Below are 22,946 nucleotides of genomic sequence, written 5' to 3'. Positions count from 1 at the left end.
ACCGGCAAGTTAGTGGACTATTTCACTCATTAAAACATAATACGTATTATATGCAAATGAAAAACTACGTCGATTCACGCGTGATCAATTGATATGTCATCTCGAAGCCGCGCCCGGGTAGATCCGAATCTGATCCCCCCAACCGCGCAACGAGCAGCTCCGCTACGAAACGGCCAATGTCCTGTTCGTCTCTGCGCACCGTGGTCAATGCCGGGTGCAATAGTTGCGCTGCGGGAATGTCATCAAATCCAGCCAACGCCACGTCTTCCGGAATACGCTTTCCTGAAACTCGCAAGGCTGCCATGGCTCCTATGGCCAGTAGATCGTTGGCTGCGAGGACGGCGCTGAATTGGGACCCAGCAGCCAACGCAGTCGTTATGGCGCGCTCGCCCGCAGCCTGCGTGAAGTCTTCCGCCTCAATGATCCGAGCGGGAAAGCCGGCACCGCGCATAGCCTCACGAAAGCCTCGTTCGCGTTCAGCACCAGGGCCTTTATGGCAGGAAAGCATGACGATGCGCTGATGCCCTTTGCCCAACAGCAATTGCGTCATGGCCTGGACCGCAGCTGCATTATTGATGTAGACCTTGTCAATAATCTTGGAGGGACGATAGGTTTGGCTTTCCATCTGCACTACGGGCATTCCTGTCCGCACGGCCTTCAGCACCGCAGCTTCGTTCACATGAAAGAACACGGCCATCACGCCATCCACGTGACCTTGTGCCAACCAATGGAGTGCGCGCTTCTCCCTCTCTAACGTACCGTCCGTATCAAAAATCATGGTGTCGTAACCCGCCGCTTCGGCGGCAGACTGAAACCCTCTGATCAACGCGGGATACGCTGGGTTGGTCAGATCAGGCACCACGCAAGCCAGTGTGTGAGTGCGCGTTGACTGGAGGTTACGGGCCATGCGATTGGGCACATATCCCATTTTCTCGGCTGCGCGAAGAATACGGGCACGCGCTTCCCGGGAGACGGTCGAAGACTCCACATCATTGAGCGCCAAAGAAACAGCCGTCTGCGACATACCCGTGGCAATTGCAATGTCGCGTTGCGTAGGTCTGCGTTGAGGCGTGGTTACTTGCTTGCCTTCGCGGGCAAGGGCTTTCTCCACGGGTTCAGTGGCTCTCGTGGAAACGGTGCGCGATGACTTCATCTTCTCTTGAAATCGACAATTTAAACAAGGGCGGCTTTGGACAAGCCTGCGCCACGCGGTGCGCCGCAGATTAGAAGGCCAAGCCGCAGGCACTTGGGGCGATATCGCGAGCATATATAACGCTAAAGCTATTCATAGCTCAAGAACTCATAACATGCTGAGACTTGTCAGACTTTTCTTTGCATTTTGCCCTGCTTATATCCGCCGATCGGTTCGTGCAACGGCCCTGCCTTGAATGCCGCCGCCACGCATTCGCCTAGGGAACCTCTGCAAAACCCCTCACAACGCCAGATCACTGACCCCGGGCGGTCTGCCGCGTTAATCCACTTTTGATGTGGGTTCTGCAATTCCCGCAGCCTCTTAGAACGTGTTCATGATCTTTTCAGGGCCCCGAAAAGATCATGAACACGTTCTAAGGTGGAATCGATCTGCTTCTGTGCTTAAGATGCCGGGATGACTCTTCTCCCTGCATCGTCCAATAGTTTCGAAAAACTCCCTCTTTCCCCTGCTGCTCAGGACAACCTGCGGCGGCTTGGCTACCTTGAGATGACGGCCATCCAGGCCGCCAGCCTCCCTCCCGCGTTGCAAGGGCGCGATCTGATCGCTCAGGCCAAGACAGGTAGCGGTAAAACCGCTGCTTTCGCGCTGGCTTTGCTGGCCAAGCTTGATGCACGCAGCTTCGCTGTGCAAGCGCTGGTGCTGTGCCCTACCCGTGAATTGGCTGATCAGGTCACCATGGAGATCAGGCGTTTGGCACGTGCGGAAGACAACATCAAGGTCGTCGCGCTCTCCGGCGGCGTTCCTTTACGCGGGCAAACTGCCAGCTTGGAGCGAGGCGCCCATGTGGTCGTTGGCACTCCAGGGCGCTTGATGGATCACCTTGATCGCGGCCACTTGAAGCTCGACTCGCTTGCGACGCTCGTGCTGGACGAAGCGGACCGCATGTTGGACATGGGTTTTGTTGACGACATCAAGAAGATCGCTCGCCAATGCCCCGCGCAACGGCAGACCCTGCTGTTCTCGGCAACCTACCCGGAGGGCATCGCTAAACTCGCTGCCCAGTTCCTGCGTGACCCCGTGACGGTGAAGGTAGAGACGCGTCACGACAAGGGTCAGATTGAGCAGCGCTGGTACGAGGTGCGCGAAGACCAGAGACTACCCGCAGTCGCTCGATTGCTGGAACATTTCCGGCCAGCGAGCACGCTTGCTTTCTGCAACACCAAGGCACGTTGCCGCGCGCTGGCCGAGATGCTGCAGGCACAGGGCTATAGTGCGCTCGCGCTGCATGGCGAGCTGGAGCAGCGAGACCGTGATCAAGTGCTGGTGCGCTTCGCCAACGGGAGCTGCTCGATTCTGGTCGCCACGGATGTCGCAGCGCGTGGGCTTGACGTAGCGGGTCTTGCTGCCGTGATAAATGTAGATATCTCACCAGACCCGGAAGCGCACGTGCACCGTATTGGCCGTACTGGCCGCGCTGGGGAGACCGGCCTGGCACTCAGCCTCTCATCCATGGATGAGATGGGCGCGGTTGGCCGCATCGAACAGTTGCAGGGGCACGCTTCGGTCTGGTATCCGCTTGCGGACCTCACCCCAACGCCAGGTGAGCGCCTGTTGCCCGCTATGACAACTGTCCACATTCAAGCTGGGCGCAAGGACAAAATCCGCCCGGGAGACGTGCTGGGCGCGCTCACGGCCGACCTCGGCTACACCCGTGAGCAGGTCGGTAAGATCGATATCAACGAATTCGCCACCTACGTAGCCGTAGGGCGAGACATCGCCCATGAGGTCGTCAGGCGCCTGAACGAGGGACGCATCAAGGGGCGTTCCGTGAAGGCGCGACTGCTGAAAGATTAGCACCCCGACCCAGAGGTATCGAAACATGCAAGCGCGTCTTCGCACCCATGCCGTCGTTGCCTACGCCTGCAGCGCAATTCGTCTCCATAGCTACGGCTATGGCTGCGGTTTGCGCCTAGGCCTGGGAACGAATCCATCACTTTCATCTTGTTCCGATACCTCTGTGTCAGGACACTAGTCATGGCTTGCTGGGTGGAGGAAAACGAGGTCGAGATCACGGCCATCAGGGCGCAAGGCCCGGGCGGTCAGAACGTCAACAAGGTCTCCACTGCGGTCCACCTGCGCTTCGACATCCGAGCTTCCTCGCTCCCATTGGCGTTGAAGGAACGTTTGCTGGCCTTGCCTGGCCGGAGGGTCACCAAGGAAGGCATTCTGTTATTGAAGTCCCAATCTGCCCGAACCCAGGAGCAGAACAGGTCGATAGCTTTGGAACGCTTGCAAGGCATCGTGACAGAGGCGGCGCAGGTCCCGGAGATTCGCCGCCCGACGAAACCCACCTATGGGTCAAAACAGCGCCGGCTGGAAGGCAAGTCTCAGCGCTCACAGGTCAAGGCCACGCGCCGCAAGGTAGACGAATAGACTTGTCGCTGCGCTTCAACGCCTGAGTTCACCCCTTCGACACTACCGCGTCCTCAAGACCTTTCACCGCGGCTGCGCTCGATGCCACATGCCGCGTTGGGGCACGGCCAAAATACCGTGCAAACGCCGTACTGAAGTTTCCCGGATGTGCATAGCCGACTTGCCAAGCGGCCTGAGCCACCTGACAGCCGCCTTCCAGCAGCACCCGGGCTCGTTCCATCCGCAATTGCAGCAACATTTGTCCGGGTGGAACGCCAAATGCATCTCGAAACCCTGCCTTAAAGCGTGTCTCGCTCATACCCACCTCGGCGCTCAGGTACGCCACGGTGAGAGGGCGATCCAACTGCATGCGCATCAGATCTCGCGCGCGGGCCAACCGGTCTTGATCGGGCTTACGGGGTTGCTGCGCAGGCACCTGGGAAGACAACCCGAGCGCCCGGATCTCCTCTACCAGCAGGCTAAGGGCATGGATTCGACAATCCAACGCCGCCAAGCCAGTGGCATCTGAATTTCGGTAAAGCGCCTGCGCGTGGCTGGCGCTGGCAGCAGAAGTTCGTGCAGTTGCCAGCGAACGCACTCCGCACGCAGGCATAAGCCTTGCGCAGATGTCTCGTCCAAGCCACTGCGTCACCGCTTGTTCGTCAATCAACAAGCGCAACTGAACGACCCGCTCGCCCGCCGCATAGCGTCGCTCGCCAGCGCTACCCATGAACGCTGCCGCCGTCGTAAAACCTGCGGCAAACCCCAATCGCTCACCCTCCGCGCTCTGGTAGAGCGATCGCCCGTCCAGACCAAAGGTCAGCACCAGTACACCTCGCTCAGGCAAGTTGGCGTTCACTTCCCGAACATCTCGCTGCGACAGGAAGCTGGAACGCACGACTGCAAGGCCAGGCTCAATCTGCAATCGATCCACGGTACTGCCAGCCGTCGCTCCAACTGCGGGCAAACGTACCCATCCCGCACTGGCTGAATCCGGCATTTCTTGACGAGAGTGTGCAGTGTTGAGAGAGCGGTCGTTCATCGGCAATTAGTTTGGGCGGACCGAATGCAGAAGAAATTGGTCTAACCGCAGAATAAATCAAATGATAAACATTCTCATTTAAAACCAAACTCAGAAGGGCTTCCCAGCAGCAGACTTTGCACCGCAAGAAAGAACTCCTTCATGACTCGACATCCGTTTTCCTACCGCCTTCCTGGCATCCTTGGTGCCTTGGCTATCGCTGGTCTCAGCCCTGCGGCTCAGGCACAACCCTCGGACTCTCCTGAAGAAAAGACACTCCCCACCGTCACAGTGACTGTGGGGAAACAATCTCAAGCATTGGATGCCATAGCGGCCAGCGTGACGATGCATGATGGCGAGTCGCTTGAGGCAGAAGGCGTCACAAGACTCGAATCTCTGGAGCAGATCACGCCAGGTTTGACCTTCCAGCCGTTCGGCCAGGGGGGTGTTAACTCCCCTGTCATGCGTGGCGTCTCAGCACAGTTTTTCTCGTTCTCGTCGTCCACACTGTTGCTGGTGGATGGCGTGCCCACCTTGATGGCCCAAGGTTTCGACGACGGATTGCTGGACCTTGAGCGCGTGGAGGTAATGCGGGGACCCCAGTCAACGCTCTACGGGCGCAACGCCGAAGCCGGTGTGATCAGCATCCACACGCGCAAACCAGACAACACCCCGCGTGCTGCCTTGTCAACCGAACTATCCAGCCGCTCCGGCCGCGCGCTGCGCTTCAGCTTAAGCCGTCCCCTGGTGAAGGACACCTTGTACGCCAGCATCTCCGGCGAGTGGCGCCAGCAGGACGGATTCATCAACAACTTAACGACTGGCCAACGCGAAGACGATCGCGAGCGCCGCAATGTCAAGCTGGCACTGCGTTGGACACCCGACACCCGCACAGACGCCACATTGCGCTTTGCGCGGCAGGAATTCCACGATGGCGCGGCACTATGGGGATCGCCCTCCTCCCCCCGTGTCACGGTCCGCTCGAACACACCAAGCTGGAACCGCTCCACCGGTGACACCCTGGCACTGGATGTAGCCCATGAATTTGGCGGGGGTATCAAGCTTCGTTCAATCACCGCCTACAACAGCTTTCACGACCGCATCCAGCAGGACACAGACTTCCAGCCCGCTGAGATGCTCTACATAGCCCGCAACCACCGTTTCAGTAACCTTTCTCAGGAGCTTCGGCTCGAAGGCCGGGCGGGCACCTCCCGATGGCTGGTGGGCCTGTATGCCGACCGCGACGACCACGACTTGCTCAACACGCAAAAGCTTCCCGCAGCAGTGTCCCGATCAGCGGCCTCCTTGCGCGGCCAAAGCACCGCTCTGTTCACCAACTGGACGATTCCTCTCGGGCCCCAATGGACCCTGGAAGCAGGTGCACGTGTGGAGCGCACCGAGATCGATTTCACACCCACTGGAAGCGCCAGCCAGTCTGCAGGTAACACGAGCGTCTCGCCCAAACTCGCCCTGCAATACCAATTCACGCCCTCGACGCAGGCCTATGCCAGCATCAGCCAGGGCGTGCGCACGGGTGGTTTCAACGTCTTCGTGCCCGCAGCTGACTACGCCGCCTACACGCCAGAAAAGCTGCGTTCGTTCGAGATCGGGATCAAAGGCACCTTAGCCGGTCAGCGCCTACGCTACTCGGCCGCGCTCTATTACATGCAGATGCGCCAGATGCAGGTGCAGCAAATGCCCATGCCCGGCATGGTCTACATCACCAACGCGGCTTCTGGCCATTCCACGGGCGCGGAGTTTGAGCTGGACTGGGTCATGGGCCAGGGCTGGCAATTGAAATCCGGTCTCGCGCTCAACCGCACACGTTTTGACCGTTTCCAGGACGGTACCAACATCTACGACGGAAACCGCAACCCGTTTGCACCCGATGCGTCGGGCCATGTAAGTCTCCGCTACGACGCGCCCGCGAAATGGCATGTGCAAGCTCAGATGTACGGCGTAGGCAAGGTCTATCTGGACGCAGCCAACCGGTACAGCCGCAACGGCTATGGAATGGTCAATCTGCAAGCAGGGCGTAGCTTTGGACCTTGGGAAATCAGTGGCTACGTCCGAAATGCCACCAACAAACGCTACGACGCCGTGGGCTACCAAAACGGCATTGTCACCGTCTACAGTCCCCCGCGCGAATTCGGTGTGCGGCTGACATGGCGGCTGTGAAAAAGGCATAGACATGAGCAATAACCTACCCCTCCACCCCTTGAACACCTGCTGGGACCTGGCAGCCTCGGCGGTACGCGCCGAAGCCCTGGATGCGGCCTTGGAATTAAAACTCTTCGACGCGCTCACTGAACCTTCGACGGCAGCCGAGCTGGCAGCTCGCCGTGACCTACACCCCCTGAACACCAGCCATCTACTGGAGCTGCTCTGGAGCATGGGACTGTTGCGGCGCCAGCGACACGACGCAGAGCCTGATCTGTATGAACTTAGCGCCACAGCCCGTGAATTTTTGGTACGCGAGGCGCCCGGATATTGCGGTGATGCATGGCGCTACAGACTCACGTCGCTACGCGGCATGGCGAGCCGCTTGCGTGCCCATGTTCAGCAAGGCCCTCAACTACCCCAATCCGCTTTTCAGTCAGCCACCGGCGCCGGATGGGCTGCCGCAGCACGTGCACAAATTGGGCAGGAGCAACGCACCATCAGTGCAGCCGGCGCCCTGAGTATTGTGGGCCAATTGCCTCAAGCCCAAGCTTCTCGCCGCTTGCTGGACCTTGGTGGTGGCCCTGGATGGATTGCGATCGAACTTGCGCGCCACCTTCCCAATCTGAGCGGGGTTGTTTTCGACTGGCCGGAGACGGCCCTCGTGGCGCAGGAGAACATCGACTCTTCAGGCCTCTCCAGACGCCTGAGCGCACAGGGAGGCGACGTGGCTGTCGATTCACTAGGTGAAAACTATGACCTGGTGTGGTGTTCCTCGGTATTGCACTTCGTGCCTGACATCCAGGCTGTGCTCGCCAAAGTGATGGCAGCTATGGCGCCAGGCGGTTTGTTCATCTTCGTGCACGCGGAGCTTCCGCCCACAGCCGAAGAAGCCGCAAGGGTGATGCCTTTCTACCTGCCCATGCGTATGGTGGGTCGTCATGTGGTGCCCGAAGGCACGACCGCGGCGCTCATGGCAGACGCAGGATTTATTGGCATCAACAGCTTCGCTTCAGGAGATTTCCCCATGTCGCCGGTGCAGGTTGTAGTGGGTCGTAAGCCACAGGCATCAGAACGCTCAGAGACCAGCAATGTCTGAACGTACCCGCCTCATCGGCCTGCAAGCGCTGTTCGCCTGGCTAAACCTGGCTTTGACCGCGCCTAGCGTCTATCTTTGGTTGGGCCTGCCACTTTTGATGCGCCAACACGGCTGGTCCGGCGTGGACATCGGTTTGTTCCAGCTGGCCGGATTGCCCGCCGTTTTCAAGTTCCTGCTGGCCAGGCCAATGGAACGTGGGGCGACTCCTCAGCGCGGTTACCGTGCTTGGGCATTCTTCCTGATCTTGTCACTGGCAGCCATCCTGCTGCTGATCGGCTGGAGCGACTTGCTCGCAAGCCCCCTGCAGTTGTTCGCACTAGCCTTCGCTGCCGCTTGGTTGGCAACTTGGGCGGACATCCCCATCAATGCACTCGCCATCCGCTACCTTCCCTCTGACGAGCGCCTCCGGGCAGGCGGCTTGCGTTCTGCGGCCCTGTCACTGGGAGCGATCGTGGGCGGAGGCGTGATGCTGATGGTCCAATTGCAATGGGGGTGGCGCGCGCCCTTCGTGGCACTCGCAGGCATGCTCGTGATAGGTGCCCTGTTACTGGCCGCGATGAGTACTCGCGATCAGTCCGGGCCTTTGTACTCGTCGCCACGCGCGCCCAGCTCCGCTTTAAAGGACTTTCAAAACTACCTGGCCCAACCCGGCGCGCGGACATGGACGGCGCTGCTGATGCTCTATTTTCCGTTTGTAGGGACGGCGTGGTTCTACCTCAAGCCGCTGATGCTGGATCTGGGCTTCGATGCCCAGCGCGTAGCCCAGATCGTAGGAGTGGGGGGCGGATTGGCCGCAGCGGCGTCCAGCGTCACCGCCGTATACCTGGCACGCCGCATTGGCCTGCGGCGCGCTGTTCTGGCCGGCGCATGGCTAGGCTTTGCTGCACTAAGCGCCTTGGCACTAGCTGCCACATCGCGGCCAGCGCCTTCATTCATCATCGCCTCGGCCGCGTGCGTCGCGATCGCCATGGGCTACATCGCTGCGCTGGCCTTTGGTCTCACCATGCACTTTGCAAGGCAGAATGCAGCCGCGACAGATTACGGCCTGCAATCAAGCCTGTTCTCACTTAGTCGTCTGCTGGTGCCCGCCATAGGCGGGCTCCTGCTAGACCAAATAGGTCGAACGGGGCTTCTGACCAGCCTGGCCATTGCCATGCTAGGCGTGTGTTTTCTTTGCGTGTGGCGAGCCAAGGATCTGCCTGACACATAAGCGTTCAAGATAGCATAGCAAGCTAGGCTGGCGTTCAAAGCTTCTCAGGCACCTCATTGTCATGCGCCCAAACAAGCATTCCGAAGCCCGCTCGGCTGGGCGCGGAGCCCTCATGGCTAACGAGCATGGGCCTGGCCAAGTTTAGGAATAAGGCGGATATAAATCAGTTCACTCACCAGTTCGACCATGGTCTGAGCGACGATGATGGCCGGCAATATGGGAACGGCGCCCGGCACAGCGAGCGCAAGTGGGAGAACCACCAAAGAGTTTCGTGTGGCAGCACTGAATGCAACTGATCGCCCTGCGGGAGCCGCCAAGCCGAACCCTCGCGCAACCCACCAGCCCACCAGAGGAGCGATGGCAGAAAACGCCAGGTAGACAGGCATCACGCGCACAGCCGTCTCCAAGGCAGCTCCCATCTGAGGCATCACCGCCGCCACCACGATAAAAAGAACCAGTGCTGTCGCTGGTACCGGCGCAAGCCCGAGGCGAATAGAAATGTCACGGCCTACCGAGCTACGGATCGCCCATTTTTGCAGCAGCGCAGCCAACACCAGCGGGGCCAAGATAAGCCACAAGAGCGCGTCTAGAAATGGCCCAAAGCGAACCAGTCCCCCAGAACCATCTACCTGCAACAGCCCAAGATACACCGGCAACAGCACCATCTGGAAAATCAACAATACGGGCGTCGCGGCCAGCAACAGCTTCGCATCGGCTCGTCCCAGATGGGAGAAGGTCACCACATAGTCAATGCACGGAGCTAAAAGCACCAGTGCCACACCAAGCCGAACCAGGGGTTCGTCCGGAACGAATCGGAGCAGCCCAGCCACGACGAGAGGTATGGCGACAAAGTTTGCACACAGCAAGGCGCCTATGAATCTAATACGGGAGAATGCCCGCGTCAATTCAGACATAGGCACCTGAAGGAACGTCACGAACAACATGAACGCAAGCGCGGGGTTCACCAAGGGCTCCAGGCTCCTGGTGTCCGGCAGAGCCAAGGCGCACAGCGCTGCAGCGCCAATCGCGGTGAAATAGATTAGGACCTGATGTGTCTCCAGGCGCTCTCGGACGTCGGGCATGACTACTGAAAAGGGTTAATGGATGAAGGTGGAAGGCACTGTAGGAGTAGTGGGTGACGCGAGTGGGCCAAATTAGCGCTCGATTTGCCTTATACGCCAGTACCTCCCGCTTTTCTCCTAAAACCAGGAAACTTGCCTATCGGTGCTCCCTTCGACTGATGCTCGACTAGCGTCAAAAACAAAACCGTCACCGCTTGACTAGCCCGGGCGGCGTTTGCAAAGCGTCAGCCTTGTGTCGCTCGCGAGTGGCGTAGGCGAGCTTTTCTTTCCACTTCAGGCCGGCAGGCACACGCACCTGGCGTTCAAGCATGGAACGCTCATATTGATCGCATGGCCGACTCGCCCAGAAGCGCCTTCCGCTGTAACGCTTACATAAGAACACCACTGACGTATCTGCCGAAGCCGTAGGAGTTGTAGGAGCGGTAGAAACCGGGCTCCGAACATCGACTACTTGCCCGTCAGAACATGCGAAAGACTGATATTTGTTCCCGCAGCGATAAACCTCAGCAAACGCGGGCGTGCTGACCAGCAGACCAAGAGCGATCAGCAGGTGCGCAAATAACGCGAACGGCGTGTGAAAAGACCGCACCCCATTCCACGCGACGCTTGGAAAACGAGAATTCCGCCTATAAACTGGTGCGCCCAACTTTGGGCCTAATCTGGAGATCTCCATGCGTAAGTTCCTGATCCTGGCGGCCATTGCAACTGCGTTCGCTAGCCCGACATTCGCCGCCAACTCGCAGCAAAACGTCATGAAGTCCTGCAACACCTCTGCTACGGGTAAAAAAGGTGATGAACGGAAAGCTTTCATGAAGTCTTGCCTCTCCGATGGCCGGAAAGCGCAGCAGGAAAAAATGAAAATCTGCAACGTAGATGCAACCGGTAAAAAGGGCGATGAGCGCAAGGCATTCATGTCTCAATGCTTGAGCAAGGGCTAGTTCACTGAAACACTGGGATCGAACTGGTACGGGACCGCCCTATTACGCGTGAACGGTGCTGACCCCACAAGATAGGCATCCATAGCGCGAGGCTTCGCCCCTTCGACAGGCTCCGGGCAGCCCGAACGGTGTTTATTTATCGATTCAACGCAATTCGGAATGAGACGGTTCAGAGGCAAAAAAGCCACCTTTCAAGGTGGCTTTTTTTAGACCAAGTTCGGTCCCAGGAAGTTAGCGCTGTTACTGCGGAGCTCTCGCAGCGCCCGGAATCCCTGCGGTCACGGCCGGTACGAGTATCTCGCCTTTGAAGCGGGTTTTCAGCAAGTCGTAATAAGCTTTGGCTTCAGCCGATCCCCAGAGCTGCTCATAGCGCAAGCGCTCTTGGGCCGCTGCGTCAGCCGCAGAAACCGCTCTCGGGACAATCTTATTCACCCGGGCTACTGCGTAGCCTGCTTGACCCAAATCTACGCCCACAAAAACGGGAGGCTTGGTGGCGTCTGCTCGCAGCACAGCCTCCAACAACACCGCAGGCTGTTCTTGCGGGTTTTCGCGCGAAATCACAATTGGAGCAGGCAAAGTAGTCGCACTAGCCGGCTGGGCGCGCCAAGCGGCCAAACGAGCTTCACCTTCCTTGCGCGCCATCTCCGCCCCGCGCACGCTGATGTATCTGGCTTGCACCTCGCTCTTCACTTCCGCGAATGGGCGAGCGTGGGCAGCGGTATATTGAGTCACACGGCCAGCGGCCAATTGGTTCGGACCGACTTCAATGGCTTCCGTATTGCGCTTCTTGCTCAGCGATTCAGAAGAGAAAAGCGCTGAGAGAAACTTAGGAGATGCCAAAGGCCCGCTCGCACCAGGAGCCGGCGTGCGGGCAATGTTGCTAGCCGTCTGGATAGGCAGCTTGAGCTTCTCAGCGATGGGCTTGAGACTGTCCGCTTGCTCGAACACCCCGTTGGTGAAGGTGTCTGCCAACTCGCTAAATTGACGCTGCGCTTGCTCTGTGCGCAATTGGTCTTCAAGCTTGGCACGCAATTCCTGGAAAGTCGGGATCACCGCTGGCTTGATATCCGTCAGCTCAACGATGTGATAGCCGAATTCGCTCTCTACAACGTCGCTGACATCGCCCTTTTTGGCCAAGCCGAATGCAGCCTTGTTGATAGCCGGATCAAGACCTTTGTCGCTTTGGAAAAACCCGAGGTCGCCCCCACTCGGAGCGCTCATATCATCCTGGGAGGCCCGTTTGGCAACTGCAGCAAAACTACCCGGTGTTTTTCGCACTTCAGCCAACAACTCCTGCGCCTTGGCTTTCGCCTTCTCGCGGTCAGCGGCGGAAGCATCTCTGGAGGCGATGACCAGGATATGGCTCGCACGCCGTTCTTCCTTGGTACCAAAGCTGGCTGCGTTCTGATCGTAGTAGGTTTTGAGATCCTGCTCGCTCAAGGCAACCGCTTTCTTGACACTGGCCAAATCGAGAACGATGTATTCGACGCTAGCCGCCTCAGGTGCCTGATACCGATCTGCATGCGCCTTGTAGAAGCCTTCTAAATCTGCCTCAGTTGGATTAATTTTGCTGGCAAAATCGGCGGGCGAGAAACGGGCTACCTGCACTTCACGCTGCTCCAGAAAGGCGCCCAGCGCAACATCTGACTGGGCCTGACTTGCCACTCCGCTGGTCATCACAGTGCCCAACACTTGGCGTGCAGAGAGTTCCGCCCGAACATTGGCTTCAAATCCTTCTGGAGTCAAGCCTTGGCGCGCCAGAAGCTGACGGTACATCTCCATATCGAGGGTTCCATCGGGCTTGCGCAGCGATGCGATGGAAGCATCGTTTTGGAGTTCTGTCGCTAAACGCTGGTCCGTGGCTGAAAGATGCTCGGCGTTGGCAGCAGCAGCCAGAACGCGGTCTCGCACCATCCGCTCGAGCGTGGCGTATTTCATTGCCGGCGTATCGAGCTGCGCCACATCAACATTCGGATTGGAGGCGCGCACACGCTCGATCTCTTGCCGATGGACATTGTCCCATTCGGTCTGCGTGATGTCTTTGCCATCAACGCGCGCAACCTTGTTGCCTCTCTCGTTAAAACTGGTGTACCCATCGAGGCCAACCAACGCGAACGAAGGGATGACCAGTAGGAACAAGACCACCATCATGATCTTGGTGTTGTTACGAACGAAATTGAACATGCACGAAACTCTGTCTGGCTGGCCAAAAACGAAAAAGGCTCCCAAGCTCCCCATCGCTTCGCGACGTTTGCACCCTCCGACGGTGCAATTTTCTTGAGATGGCCTGGCGACAAAAAAGGCGAACCAATGTTCGCCTTGATTCAACTGGTGGGGGTGGTGGGTGCTGACGGGCTCGAACCGCCGACCTACGCCTTGTAAGGGCGCCGCTCTACCAACTGAGCTAAGCACCCCACCGGATGATGCCGGAATTAGTTCAATGCATCCTTCAGGGCCTTGCCCGGACGGAACTTAGGTACCTTGGCTGCTTTGATTTTAATCGCAGCGCCAGTACGTGGGTTGCGGCCCGCGCGCGCCGCGCGCTTGCCGACTGCAAAAGTGCCGAAACCAACTAACGAAACTGTACCGCCTTTACGCAAGGTAGTCTTGACAGCGCCGATTGTAGCCTCAAGAGCGCGAGTTGCCGCAGCCTTTGAAATATCCGCGTTTTTGGCGATGTGTTCGATCAGCTCGGTTTTGTTCACAAAGGTGCCCCTCTTCTCAAGAATTGTGAATCTGGTCAAGCGACTTCAAATGCTTTCAAGACGTGCTATACGCCTTGGCCCTGGTCGCTTGGCCTGCCATATAAGCGCTGACGACAATACGCTAACGCTCGTCAGCGAAATTCGCCAGCGAACGCTGAAATGCCAGCGAGCGTTGCATTCTAGACTGAATTGTCGGCCTCACCGCCGCTGAACGACGGCTTATGCGCCTTAGCAACACCATATCGCATAAGTTCACGCTGCTTTCGCAGGCCGCACCACGAGACTGACGCCCACCGCAGTCAATGCTGTGCCTAAAACTGTAGCCAGTGTGATCGGCTCGTCGAACAAAGTCCAAGCAATAAGCGCGGTGGTGGGCGGCACCAGGTACATCAGACTGGCCACGGAAGCCGCCGCACCACGCTGAATAAGCAGATACAGAAGCGAACTCCCGCCCAGCGTGAGTCCCAGAACTGACCACGCCATAGCGCCCACTACCTGGGCATTCCAATGCACTGACTCCGGCTCCAGCCATGCCAGAGGCGCCGTCAGCACTGCGGCAGCCATTAATTGCACCGCATTGGCGCTGCGCACATCACACGGCTTCACAAATCGTTTCTGATACAGCGTGCCGGCCGTAATCGCCACGAGCGCGACAAGCGCCCATGCCATGTTGACCGCCGTCACGTGATCGCCCGGGCTTCCGCTGGTGAGCTTGCGCCATACCACCAACACCAAGCCTGCGAACCCCAGTATCAGCCCCACCCATTGCCGGCCGTTGACGCGATGGCCGCTGCCTGCAGCGGCTGAGAGCCAAATAGCGGTCAGTACCGGTTGTATACCCACAATAAGCGACGACAGCCCGGAACCCATACCGCCCTTGACGGCCGCCCACACGCCACCAAGATAAAGACCGTGCATCAGCACGCCCACCACGCCAAGATGAATCCACTCCACGCCAGTCTGCGGCCAACGCACGCCAGACACCGCAATCCAGATGACGAAACATCCAATGGACAGAAGATAGCGCAGCAGAAGGAAAGTAAATGGCGGTGCGTACGGCATCGCGTAGCGCGCCACGATAAAGCCCGTAGCCCATATCAGCACGAACACCGCCGGCATACTGCGGATCAGCGCTTGGCCATCGATAGACTTCATTTCACACGTGCGCGAATTTCAGGCAAGGCCTTCTGCAGGTAATAGACCATAGACCACACAGTAAGAACGGCGGCCACCCAGATCAGCACCGTCCCCCAAACATGCGTATCGATCACGCCAAACAGGCGCCCGTCATAGAGCAGAAATGGAATGGCCACCATCTGTACCGTGGTCTTGGCCTTGCCGAGCATGTGCACAGCCACACTCTTGCTGGCGCCAATTTTTGCCATCCACTCACGCAGCGCGGAAATGGCGATCTCGCGCCCGATGATGATGAGCGCCACAAACACATCGGCACGCTGCAGGTGAACCAACACCAGGAGTGAGGCGCACACCAGGAACTTGTCTGCCACGGGATCAAGAAACGCCCCGAAAGAAGACGTTTGATTCAGTTTCCGTGCAAGATAGCCATCAAGCCAATCTGTCCATGCGAAAACGATGAACATCACGGTGGCCACGAGATTACGAGTCTCAGCCAGCAAAGGCAGGTAAAACACACCAACGATGAGTGGGATCGCGACTATGCGCGTCCAGGTCATGATCGTCGGAATCGTGAAAAACATTCGGTCGATTGTGGCACGGCTACCGAGACAATGTGCGCGAGCTTGGCATCACAATGACTAATCGGTGAGAAAAAGCCACTTCTCGCTCATCAGGCCAAAGCACGTGTTCGTATTCTTGCGAAGCCCTTTGAACAGATTCTTAGAGCAGGCTCCTAGTGCAGCGCGCGGTATATCTCTTCGGCCAGTTGATGGGAAATTCCTTCAACCGTGGCCAGATCTTCAATGCTCGCGGCCTCCACGCCCCGCACGCCACCAAAGCGCTGCAGCAAACGCGCACGACGTTTGGGGCCAATGCCGGCAATTTCCTCGATTCGGCTGCCACCTACGCGGACACGGGCACGCTGAGCGCGCATGCCCGTGATAGCAAAACGGTGTGCCTCGTCTCGAATCTGCGCTACCAACATCAACGCGGCGGAGTCCATGCCTAAATAAACGGTTTCACGCCCGTCAGCAAACACCAGCTCCTCCAGACCCACTTTGCGCCCCTCCCCCTTCTTCACGCCGACGATGAGAGATAAATCCAGGCCCAGCGCGGCAAATACTTCACGCGCCATCGTCACCTGCCCCTTGCCACCATCCACCAGAACGAGATCGGGCATGCGAACATGGCTTGCGGCGTCCACGGCCTGCATCGCCTCAGATATCTTGCTGTAGCGGCGCTGCAGCACCTGCCGCATGGCCGCGTAGTCGTCGCCAGGCGTGATGCCTTCAATCTTGTAGCGCCGGTATTCCGCAGCCTGCATGCGATGCCCCTGGAACACCACACAGCTGGCTTGCGTGGCCTCCCCTGCCGTGTGGCTGATGTCGAAACACTCGATACGAAGTTGATCGATGTTGTCAGGCGCCAAATCAAGTGCCTCCACCAACGCGCGGGTACGTGCCTGTTGCGAACCCTCCTCTGCCAGCAGCCGCGCCAGTTGCAACGCTGCGTTTTGCTGCGCCATCTCCAGCCAGACCCGGCGCTGGCCGCGCGGTGCATGCTGGGCGCTGATCTTCGTTCCTGTCTGGTCTCCCAGCGCCCTGATCAACAAGGGGCTCACCGCCTCGCTCGTAATCAGTGATTCAGGCGCTGGCACCCCAAGGTAGTGCTGAGCAATGAAGGCCTCAAGCACGTGCGCCTCCACAGTTGGCGCCTCCTCATCCCCACGCTCGGTCACCAAAGCCTGAGCATCTTCCACGTGGGCGGGAAAATAGGCCCGGTCGCCCAGATGACGCCCCCCCCGCACCATCGCCAAATTGACGCAAGCGCGGCCTCCTTGCACCTTCACAGCCAGGATGTCTGCATCCGCATCAGACCCCACCTCCACCGCCTGCTGATGCAGCACACGGGACAGCGCCTGCATCTGGTTGCGTATTTCCGCCGCGTGCTCAAACTCCAGTGCAGCCGAATGCGCCATCATTCGGTTTTCGAGTGTTTGCAGCACCGTTTGCGTCTCACCACGTAAGAACTGTTCCGCGTGGCGAACATCCTCGGCGTACTCCTGCACCCCTATGTGGCGCACACAGGGTGCCGTACAGCGTTTGATCTGATAGAGCAGGCAGGGGCGTGTGCGGTTTGCAAACACCGTGTCCTCACAGGTGCGAAGGCGAAACACCTTCTGCAGAAGCAAAATCGTTTCCTTCACGGCCCACGCACCCGGATAAGGGCCGAAATATCGGTGGCGTCTATCCGTGGCGCCGCGGTAGTAAGCCACGCGTGCAAAGGCATCGGGCGCCGGCGAACCAACACCAGGATCCTCCGGAGTTTTCAGGCCGTTCCCCGTGATCTTGAGGTAGGGATAGCTTTTATCGTCGCGAAAAATAATGTTGTAGCGCGGCGCGAGCGTCTTGATGAGATTGTTCTCAAGAATCAACGCCTCCGCCTCTGACCGCACCACAGTGGTCTCGAGCCGCTCGATCTTGCCCACCATGTGGCCAATGCGAGTTCCGCCGTGGTTTTTCTGGAAATAGCTGGATACGCGTTTTTTCAGATTGCGCGCTTTGCCCACATACAACACCTGGTCAGCGGCGTCGTAATAACGGTACACGCCGGGCAAACCAGGCAACCCTGCCACCTGCGCCAGAAGCTCCGGGCTATGGGGTGACAATGGCTCGGCGGGGGCCGGTAAATCGGATGGTGGCGGAAGGTCGCTCATGAGCTGAGTTTATGGCGGCACAATCCAGCGCGTGCCAATCAACGTTTTTCCCCTTACTTGGGACATCTTCTGCCGCGTAGTAGACAACCATGGCGACCTGGGTGTGTGCTGGCGCCTGACGGCTCAGTTGGCCGCACGTGGGCATAGAGTGAGACTGTGGGCCGACGATGCGCGTGCCCTGTCCTGGATGGCTCCGGCTGCCTTGGAGGGCCGCTGGCCCGGGGTGCAGGTACTTCACTGGAGTCAGCCCTTCCTCCCCAACGGATTGGTGGACTTGCCCGTAGCGGACGTCTGGATTGAAGCGTTCGGATGTGAAATCCCCTATGAGTTCATCGCTCACTTCACCGGCGCCGCTCCAGAACATTCTCCTGCGCCCACATGGATCAACCTGGAGTACCTCAGCGCCGAGGGCTATGTGGAGCGAATGCACCGCTTGCCTTCGCCCGTCCTGCAAGGGCCAGGGGTCGGCCAAACCAAGTGGTTTTTCTTCCCCGGATTTACTCCGAGCACGGGCGGCCTCTTACGCGAACCGGATTTGCCGGCGCGCCAGAGTGCATTTAACCGGACAGGATGGCTGGCCGATAAGGGAATCGAATGGCAGGGTGAAAGGCTGGTGTCGCTTTTTTGCTATGAACCGGCAGCGCTTGGCGCCTGGCTGACCCAGTTGGCAAGAAGCCCTGAGCCCACCCGCCTGCTCGTGACGCCCGGCCGCGCAAGGGCGGCGGTTGAGTCTGTGATGGGTAGCTCAATAGACGCGCAGACACCACCCAGCAAACTGGGATCGTTATCACTCTCCTATCTTCCGCATTTGCCGCAAAGCGCTTACGACGAATTGTTGTGGGCATGCGATTTGAATTTTGTTCGCGGAGAGGACTCTCTCGTGCGAGCGCTGTGGGCTGCAAAGCCATTCATATGGCAGATCTACCCCCAGGATGACAACGCCCATCATGCCAAGCTTGAGGCACTCCTCGACTGGCTGAGTGCGCCTGAATCATTGCGCCAATTTCACAGCGTCTGGAATGAAGTCCATGATGCACAACTCCCTGATCCGAACCTCATCGCCTGGCAAGAGTGCACGCTATTGGCACGCCAACGACTTCTCGCTCAGGATGACTTGGCCACTCAATTGCTTAACTTTGTGGCAGAAAAGCGATAGAATTAAAGGCTTTGCGAAAAATGCCAGGTTGCCTTGGCGCGCTTACCGATTACTAATTGGTGCGTACATAGGTGGTCATGTTTGCGTTTCCTCGCTCCGCTGCGCGCGCCCGGATCAATGTACAGCCCCCAGTGCACGAGCAGCGCTGCTCACCATTTACTCACTGGAATACCGCTATGAAAATCGCCCAGGAAATCCGCGCCGGCAACGTCATCATGCACGGCAAAGATCCGATGATCGTCCTTCGCACCGAATATGCTCGCGGAGGCCGCGGCTCATCCACGGTCCGTATGAAGCTCAAAGCCCTGCTCAATAACATGGGCACGGAAGTTGTCTTCAAAGCAGACGACAAGATGGATCAGGTCATCCTCGAACACAAGGAGTGCACCTACTCCTATTTCGCCGACCCCATGTACGTCTTCATGGACGCCGACTTCAACCAGTATGAAGTTGAAGCCGAGAACATGACTGACGCGCTGAACTACCTCGAAGACGGCATGTCCGTTGACGTCGTGTTCTACGACGGAAAAGCCATCTCTGTTGAACTGCCTACGTCTGTAGAGCGTGAAGTCACATGGACTGAGCCAGCCGTCAAAGGCGACACCTCCGGCAAGGTCCTCAAGCCAGCCAAGATTGCCACCGGCTTTGAAATTCCAGTGCCTCTGTTTGTTGCTCAAGGCGACAGGATCGAGATTGACACTCGTACTGGCGAATACCGCAAGCGCGTCTGAACACCAAACGAACTACACGGAAACGCTCCGTACAAGCAAAGGCTCCGCAAGGGGCCTTTTTTGTTGGCAAACTCCGCGTCAATCAGGGCCGACGCGCAGTCACAGGCTCCAACGAAACTCAAGCTTTTTTGCAGTGCTCGACCCACCAGGTGCTTTCGGCTCCACGGATAGAATTGAGCAATGACTGAGACGACACAGGCGCGGTTCCGCTTGACTGAGCGTGACTACGTAAGAGCCGGAGCCTTGTTCTCCCGCCCAACCAAGCGCCAATGGGCTGGATTGGCTCAATTGCTTGTGCTGCTGCTAGGAGTCGCCGTCTGGGGCCCGGCTAACCTGCGTGCCGCAGCGGCAGGAGGCATTCTCGGCGGCCTGGTTTTTGGGCTTGCCATCTACAGCGCCATCATCCCTTGGCAGTTGCGCGGAAACTACCGGCGCTACAAATCCATCCAGGAAGAGCAAACGGTGTCATTGCACGAAGATGGTCTTCGGTTTTCCTCCGTAGACGGTCAAGGACGCCTTTCTTGGGACAAAATTCTAAAGTGGCGCTACAGCCCAAACTACGTGCTGATTTATCCCATGCCGCGCCTCTATTACGTTGTGCCGACCACCGTCGTCACACAAGGCTTCGATCTGAACCGCCTGAAAACAGCGCTGACTCAACACGTCGGGCCGGCCATCTGAGCGAGCCAATACCTTACGCACTGCCAGCCCACACTAAATGCCCATCCCGAAGCTGACCAAAAAGCCTGCGCAAAGCACCCGCTGAGTTATTGGTCCGGCTCGGGTGATGTATTAAGGGTTCGCTCGGAGCTTGTCGAGGGGCTGAGACGCCTTTCGGTGCGAACGGACTTCAAACTTCATAAGGCCGCATCAATAGCCCACGCAGTTGACAGCGCCCTCCCGCTCAGATTACAGGCCAATACTCGTTCAGAGTATTAATGGCATTGGTCTTTTAGCTTCTCTTATCATAGCGAATATGGACACCACTGAAGATATCAAGGCAGCCACAAGCTCACCTCTGGCAGACGCATGGGCCGAGCTGCAAGCGCACTCGGACCACGGAGAACCCCTGGAGCCCGACGCCTATCGCCTGGCGTTTGCGGACCCTGAATTTCTGCTGCGCCGAGAAACCCGAGGAATCCGCTTTCAGCTCGAACTGCTCAAGACGGAGATGGGCTTACAGGCTGCGGGCATACACAATACCGTCGTAGTCTACGGCGGCGCCCGCTTCGTGGCCCCAGATGTTGCACAGGCCCAACTAGAAGTGGCCCGCACGCAAAACGACCCGCAAGCCCTCGCGCTGGCCGAGCGTGCGGTCCGCACATCAGCCTACTATGAACATGCGAGAGAATTCGGGCGCCTGGTGGCGACCCACAGCCTGCCGCTCCCACAAGAAGAAAAATTGTTCATCTGTACCGGAGGCGGCCCCGGAGTGATGGAAGCTGCCAATCGTGGATCGCACGACGTGGGCGTGCCTTCGGTCGGTCTCAACATCGCTTTGCCGCACGAGCAGACCGCCAATCCCTACGTCACTCCGAACCTGAGCTTCAAGTTTCACTACTTTGCTCTGCGCAAAATGCACTTTGTGATGCGTGCAAAAGCGTTGGTCGTGTTCCCAGGGGGATTCGGTACCCTCGATGAGCTTTTTGAAGTACTCACCCTGGTGCAAACCAAGAAAGCCAAACCTGTTCCCATCGTCTTGTGCGGAAGAGACTACTGGAGCCGAGTGCTACAGCTTGACGTGCTGATGGACGAAGGGGCTATTTCCCCGGAAGATCTCAACCTGTTTACCAAAGTAGATACAGCGGCCGAAGCGTGGGCTGTCGTGAGGGACTTCTATGATCTGCCGACCGCAGGTCTTGCTGCTGCGCAAACCAAATAAAACCCCAAATCGCCCAGGACAGTTGCGCCTCGACCCAATACAACCGCAGTCACAAGATCCGCAGGCGCTACCGCATGAGAGAGCAGGTAGAGCAGCACAGCTTCTCTTACACCAATGCCTGCCGGCGCGCCCGGCGTGAGCAGACCCGCGAGCCACGCGACCACATAAGCTCCGACTATTGCAGGAAGCAGGGATAGCAAGCTTTCAAAGCCGATGAGCAGCGAAAGCATGCCCGCAAAAGTCGCTCCTGAAACGGCGAGGAATGCAAACTGCCAAAGCAAAGCTGTAGCCATGGAAGCTGCCAAAGCATAGCGCGCCAGCCACCAAAGCGTACAAACCCCTGCCAAGAATACTAGAACTCCAGCACGCAGGTCGACCACGGTAAACAGCAGCGGCGCAGCCAAAATTGCGAAGGAAGCTCCCACCATCGCAATCAGGCCAAGCTCCCACGCCATAGATTGCGCGAGTGGCCGGGCAGGTATCCCGGCCGCCAGTCCAAGGGCTTGCCTACCGGCGAGGTGAAAGACATTGCCAGGAATGTACTTACCCAACTGGGATATGCCATATGTGCGCCTTGCCCAACTCCATTCCGTTGAGACTCCCACATATTTCAGCTGATGCCACCACGCTCGGGCTAACAACAAATTTCCTGCACCGTAAATAAATGCGAGTCCAAGCCAGTAAAACCATTGGACCTTACTAAACCGACCTACCTCTATGGACTGTGAATAGGTGTGGAGTCGAAACGCCACAAACAACACGCCTGCCAGTCCAAGCGCAGCACCGAGGAGATGAAGTGACTTTCTCAGCCTCTCAGACATATTATTTTCGTGTTCGGGCGAGCAGCATCGTCCAAGGCAGTGGCTTCCTCACTTCCAATACGTCGAAATACTCAGAAACAAGCCGCACAAACGCACGACTGTTCCAGTGCTGAATGTGTCCCGGAGTATTTCCCAGACCGCGAACATACTTGCCTCTAGCCATATTAAGCCCACACCATATTGGCTCTCTAGGCACGCTGAGGATGACATACGGCTTAGATATTTCCCGCAGAACCTTTAGCGCAGCTCTAGGGTCTTCCAAGTGCTCAAGGACCTCGCAGCACACAACCAGATCAGCAGCATCTCGCTCCGTACGAAGATCATAAATACTTTTAGACGAAAAAATTTGAGGATTAACTCCCTGAGCTTTTGCATTTAGCTTCGCGATCTCAATAACTTTGACCGAGAAGTCACTGCCTCTCACATCAATCCCTTCTGCGACCCAACGCAAGGCCCAATATCCCTCACCACACCCGACTTCGTGGATTGATGTTGGTACCACCTTCTTTGAAAGCTCATCCAATGCATCGTGGAAGCCCCGCATAATCAAACGAACAAGCGGATTCACGGACCCATACTTATCAAAATTGTTACCTACAACAATTCCCTCTTCAACTTGACCTTTAGATATTTTCATAATCAACACTGATCAATAACTATGGGCATCTGCACAGGAATTTATGCAAATCGATTTTGACACAAAAACCTGTACAGATTTTCGCT

21 protein-coding genes and 1 tRNA gene are annotated in these 22,946 nt (G+C 57.7%); 10 read left to right on the top strand and 12 right to left on the bottom strand.

All coding sequences use genetic code 11. From position 1 onward, the window contains the following. Positions 1–64: 64 nt before the first annotated feature. A complete protein-coding gene (locus G518_RS0130155; RefSeq protein ID WP_051237567.1) occupies positions 65–1,153 on the bottom strand; it encodes a LacI family DNA-binding transcriptional regulator in 1,089 nt (362 codons plus the stop codon). Between the two features lie 453 nt (positions 1,154–1,606). On the opposite strand from G518_RS0130155, the gene dbpA reads away from it, so the two are divergent. Together dbpA and arfB are read left to right on the top strand one after the other, a co-directional pair. Beyond that, positions 1,607–3,007, top strand: a complete 1,401-nt coding sequence (gene dbpA / locus G518_RS0130150; protein WP_028605641.1) for an ATP-dependent RNA helicase DbpA — start codon at positions 1,607–1,609, stop codon at positions 3,005–3,007. A 180-nt stretch (positions 3,008–3,187) separates the two neighbouring features. Further along, positions 3,188–3,586: an alternative ribosome rescue aminoacyl-tRNA hydrolase ArfB gene (arfB, locus tag G518_RS0130145; RefSeq protein ID WP_028605640.1), complete on the top strand. Its 399-nt coding sequence runs from the start codon at positions 3,188–3,190 to the stop codon at positions 3,584–3,586. A 28-nt stretch (positions 3,587–3,614) separates the two neighbouring features. Here the strand turns inward: arfB and G518_RS37695 are convergent, their stop codons facing one another. Beyond that, on the bottom strand, positions 3,615–4,607 hold the full coding sequence (locus G518_RS37695; protein ID WP_051237566.1) for a helix-turn-helix domain-containing protein: 993 nt from the start codon (positions 4,605–4,607) through the stop codon (positions 3,615–3,617). Positions 4,608–4,748: 141 nt separating this feature from the next. On the opposite strand from G518_RS37695, the gene G518_RS0130135 reads away from it, so the two are divergent. The 3 genes from G518_RS0130135 to G518_RS0130125 are packed head-to-tail and all read left to right on the top strand — an operon-like array spanning position 4,749 to position 9,055. Beyond that, on the top strand, positions 4,749–6,764 hold the full coding sequence (locus tag G518_RS0130135; protein WP_051237565.1) for a TonB-dependent receptor: 2,016 nt from the start codon (positions 4,749–4,751) through the stop codon (positions 6,762–6,764). Between the two features lie 13 nt (positions 6,765–6,777). Continuing rightward, on the top strand, positions 6,778–7,845 hold the full coding sequence (locus tag G518_RS0130130; RefSeq protein WP_028605638.1) for a class I SAM-dependent methyltransferase: 1,068 nt from the start codon (positions 6,778–6,780) through the stop codon (positions 7,843–7,845). After that, positions 7,838–9,055, top strand: a complete 1,218-nt coding sequence (locus G518_RS0130125; protein WP_028605637.1) for an MFS transporter — start codon at positions 7,838–7,840, stop codon at positions 9,053–9,055. Before G518_RS0130130 ends, G518_RS0130125 begins: the two co-directional genes overlap by 8 nt. A gap of 116 nt (positions 9,056–9,171) precedes the next feature. Here the strand turns inward: G518_RS0130125 and G518_RS0130120 are convergent, their stop codons facing one another. Further along, positions 9,172–10,137: an arsenic resistance protein gene (locus G518_RS0130120; protein WP_028605636.1), complete on the bottom strand. Its 966-nt coding sequence runs from the start codon at positions 10,135–10,137 to the stop codon at positions 9,172–9,174. A gap of 187 nt (positions 10,138–10,324) precedes the next feature. Beyond that, positions 10,325–10,447, bottom strand: coding sequence for a hypothetical protein (locus G518_RS41390; RefSeq protein ID WP_281170575.1), 123 nt, complete (start codon positions 10,445–10,447; stop codon positions 10,325–10,327). Between the two features lie 361 nt (positions 10,448–10,808). Between G518_RS41390 and G518_RS0130110 the strand changes: the two genes are divergently transcribed. After that, positions 10,809–11,075 (top strand): PsiF family protein, encoded by a 267-nt coding sequence (locus G518_RS0130110; RefSeq protein WP_028605635.1) that lies wholly within the window; start codon positions 10,809–10,811, stop codon positions 11,073–11,075. A gap of 240 nt (positions 11,076–11,315) precedes the next feature. On the opposite strand, the gene G518_RS37690 is transcribed toward G518_RS0130110, so the two are convergent. From G518_RS37690 to uvrC, 6 genes are all read right to left on the bottom strand, one after another. Further along, positions 11,316–13,259, bottom strand: coding sequence for a SurA N-terminal domain-containing protein (locus G518_RS37690; protein ID WP_036596728.1), 1,944 nt, complete (start codon positions 13,257–13,259; stop codon positions 11,316–11,318). A gap of 154 nt (positions 13,260–13,413) precedes the next feature. After that, a tRNA-Val gene (locus tag G518_RS0130100) sits at positions 13,414–13,489 on the bottom strand. A gap of 18 nt (positions 13,490–13,507) precedes the next feature. Continuing rightward, positions 13,508–13,780: an HU family DNA-binding protein gene (locus G518_RS0130095; RefSeq protein ID WP_028605634.1), complete on the bottom strand. Its 273-nt coding sequence runs from the start codon at positions 13,778–13,780 to the stop codon at positions 13,508–13,510. A 252-nt stretch (positions 13,781–14,032) separates the two neighbouring features. Next, the gene (locus G518_RS0130090; protein WP_028605633.1) at positions 14,033–14,935 is read right to left on the bottom strand and encodes a DMT family transporter; all 903 of its coding nucleotides are present in this window, start codon (positions 14,933–14,935) and stop codon (positions 14,033–14,035) included. Continuing rightward, positions 14,932–15,498: a CDP-diacylglycerol--glycerol-3-phosphate 3-phosphatidyltransferase gene (pgsA, locus tag G518_RS0130085; protein WP_028605632.1), complete on the bottom strand. Its 567-nt coding sequence runs from the start codon at positions 15,496–15,498 to the stop codon at positions 14,932–14,934. Before pgsA ends, G518_RS0130090 begins: the two co-directional genes overlap by 4 nt. Before the next feature lie 152 nt (positions 15,499–15,650). Further along, positions 15,651–17,633, bottom strand: a complete 1,983-nt coding sequence (uvrC, locus tag G518_RS0130080) for an excinuclease ABC subunit UvrC (RefSeq protein WP_051237564.1) — start codon at positions 17,631–17,633, stop codon at positions 15,651–15,653. A 31-nt stretch (positions 17,634–17,664) separates the two neighbouring features. Between uvrC and earP the strand changes: the two genes are divergently transcribed. From earP to G518_RS0130060, 4 genes are all read left to right on the top strand, one after another. Continuing rightward, the gene (gene earP, locus G518_RS0130075) at positions 17,665–18,789 is read left to right on the top strand and encodes an elongation factor P maturation arginine rhamnosyltransferase EarP (RefSeq protein ID WP_156909607.1); all 1,125 of its coding nucleotides are present in this window, start codon (positions 17,665–17,667) and stop codon (positions 18,787–18,789) included. Between the two features lie 176 nt (positions 18,790–18,965). Beyond that, positions 18,966–19,520 carry an elongation factor P gene (efp, locus tag G518_RS0130070; RefSeq protein ID WP_028605629.1) on the top strand — a complete coding sequence of 185 codons (555 nt, stop codon included), beginning with the start codon at positions 18,966–18,968 and terminating at the stop codon, positions 19,518–19,520. A 180-nt stretch (positions 19,521–19,700) separates the two neighbouring features. After that, on the top strand, positions 19,701–20,201 hold the full coding sequence (locus G518_RS0130065) for a YcxB family protein (RefSeq protein WP_028605628.1): 501 nt from the start codon (positions 19,701–19,703) through the stop codon (positions 20,199–20,201). A 295-nt stretch (positions 20,202–20,496) separates the two neighbouring features. Continuing rightward, positions 20,497–21,402: an LOG family protein gene (locus tag G518_RS0130060; protein ID WP_028605627.1), complete on the top strand. Its 906-nt coding sequence runs from the start codon at positions 20,497–20,499 to the stop codon at positions 21,400–21,402. On the opposite strand, the gene G518_RS38935 is transcribed toward G518_RS0130060, so the two are convergent. Further along, entirely contained in the window at positions 21,357–21,953 is a 597-nt protein-coding gene (locus G518_RS38935; protein WP_156909606.1) for a hypothetical protein, read from the bottom strand. The genes G518_RS0130060 and G518_RS38935 overlap by 46 nt on opposite strands. A 271-nt stretch (positions 21,954–22,224) precedes the next feature. After that, positions 22,225–22,860 carry a class I SAM-dependent methyltransferase gene (locus G518_RS39645; RefSeq protein WP_036596596.1) on the bottom strand — a complete coding sequence of 212 codons (636 nt, stop codon included), beginning with the start codon at positions 22,858–22,860 and terminating at the stop codon, positions 22,225–22,227. Positions 22,861–22,946 lie beyond the last annotated feature (86 nt).

It is taken from the genome of Ottowia thiooxydans DSM 14619, assembly GCF_000422885.1.
In the GTDB taxonomy this organism is placed as follows: Bacteria; Pseudomonadota; Gammaproteobacteria; order Burkholderiales; family Burkholderiaceae_C; genus Ottowia; species Ottowia thiooxydans.
Note: the sequence above shows the minus strand (reverse complement) of the source record. Positions and strands in the feature narration are given on the sequence as shown.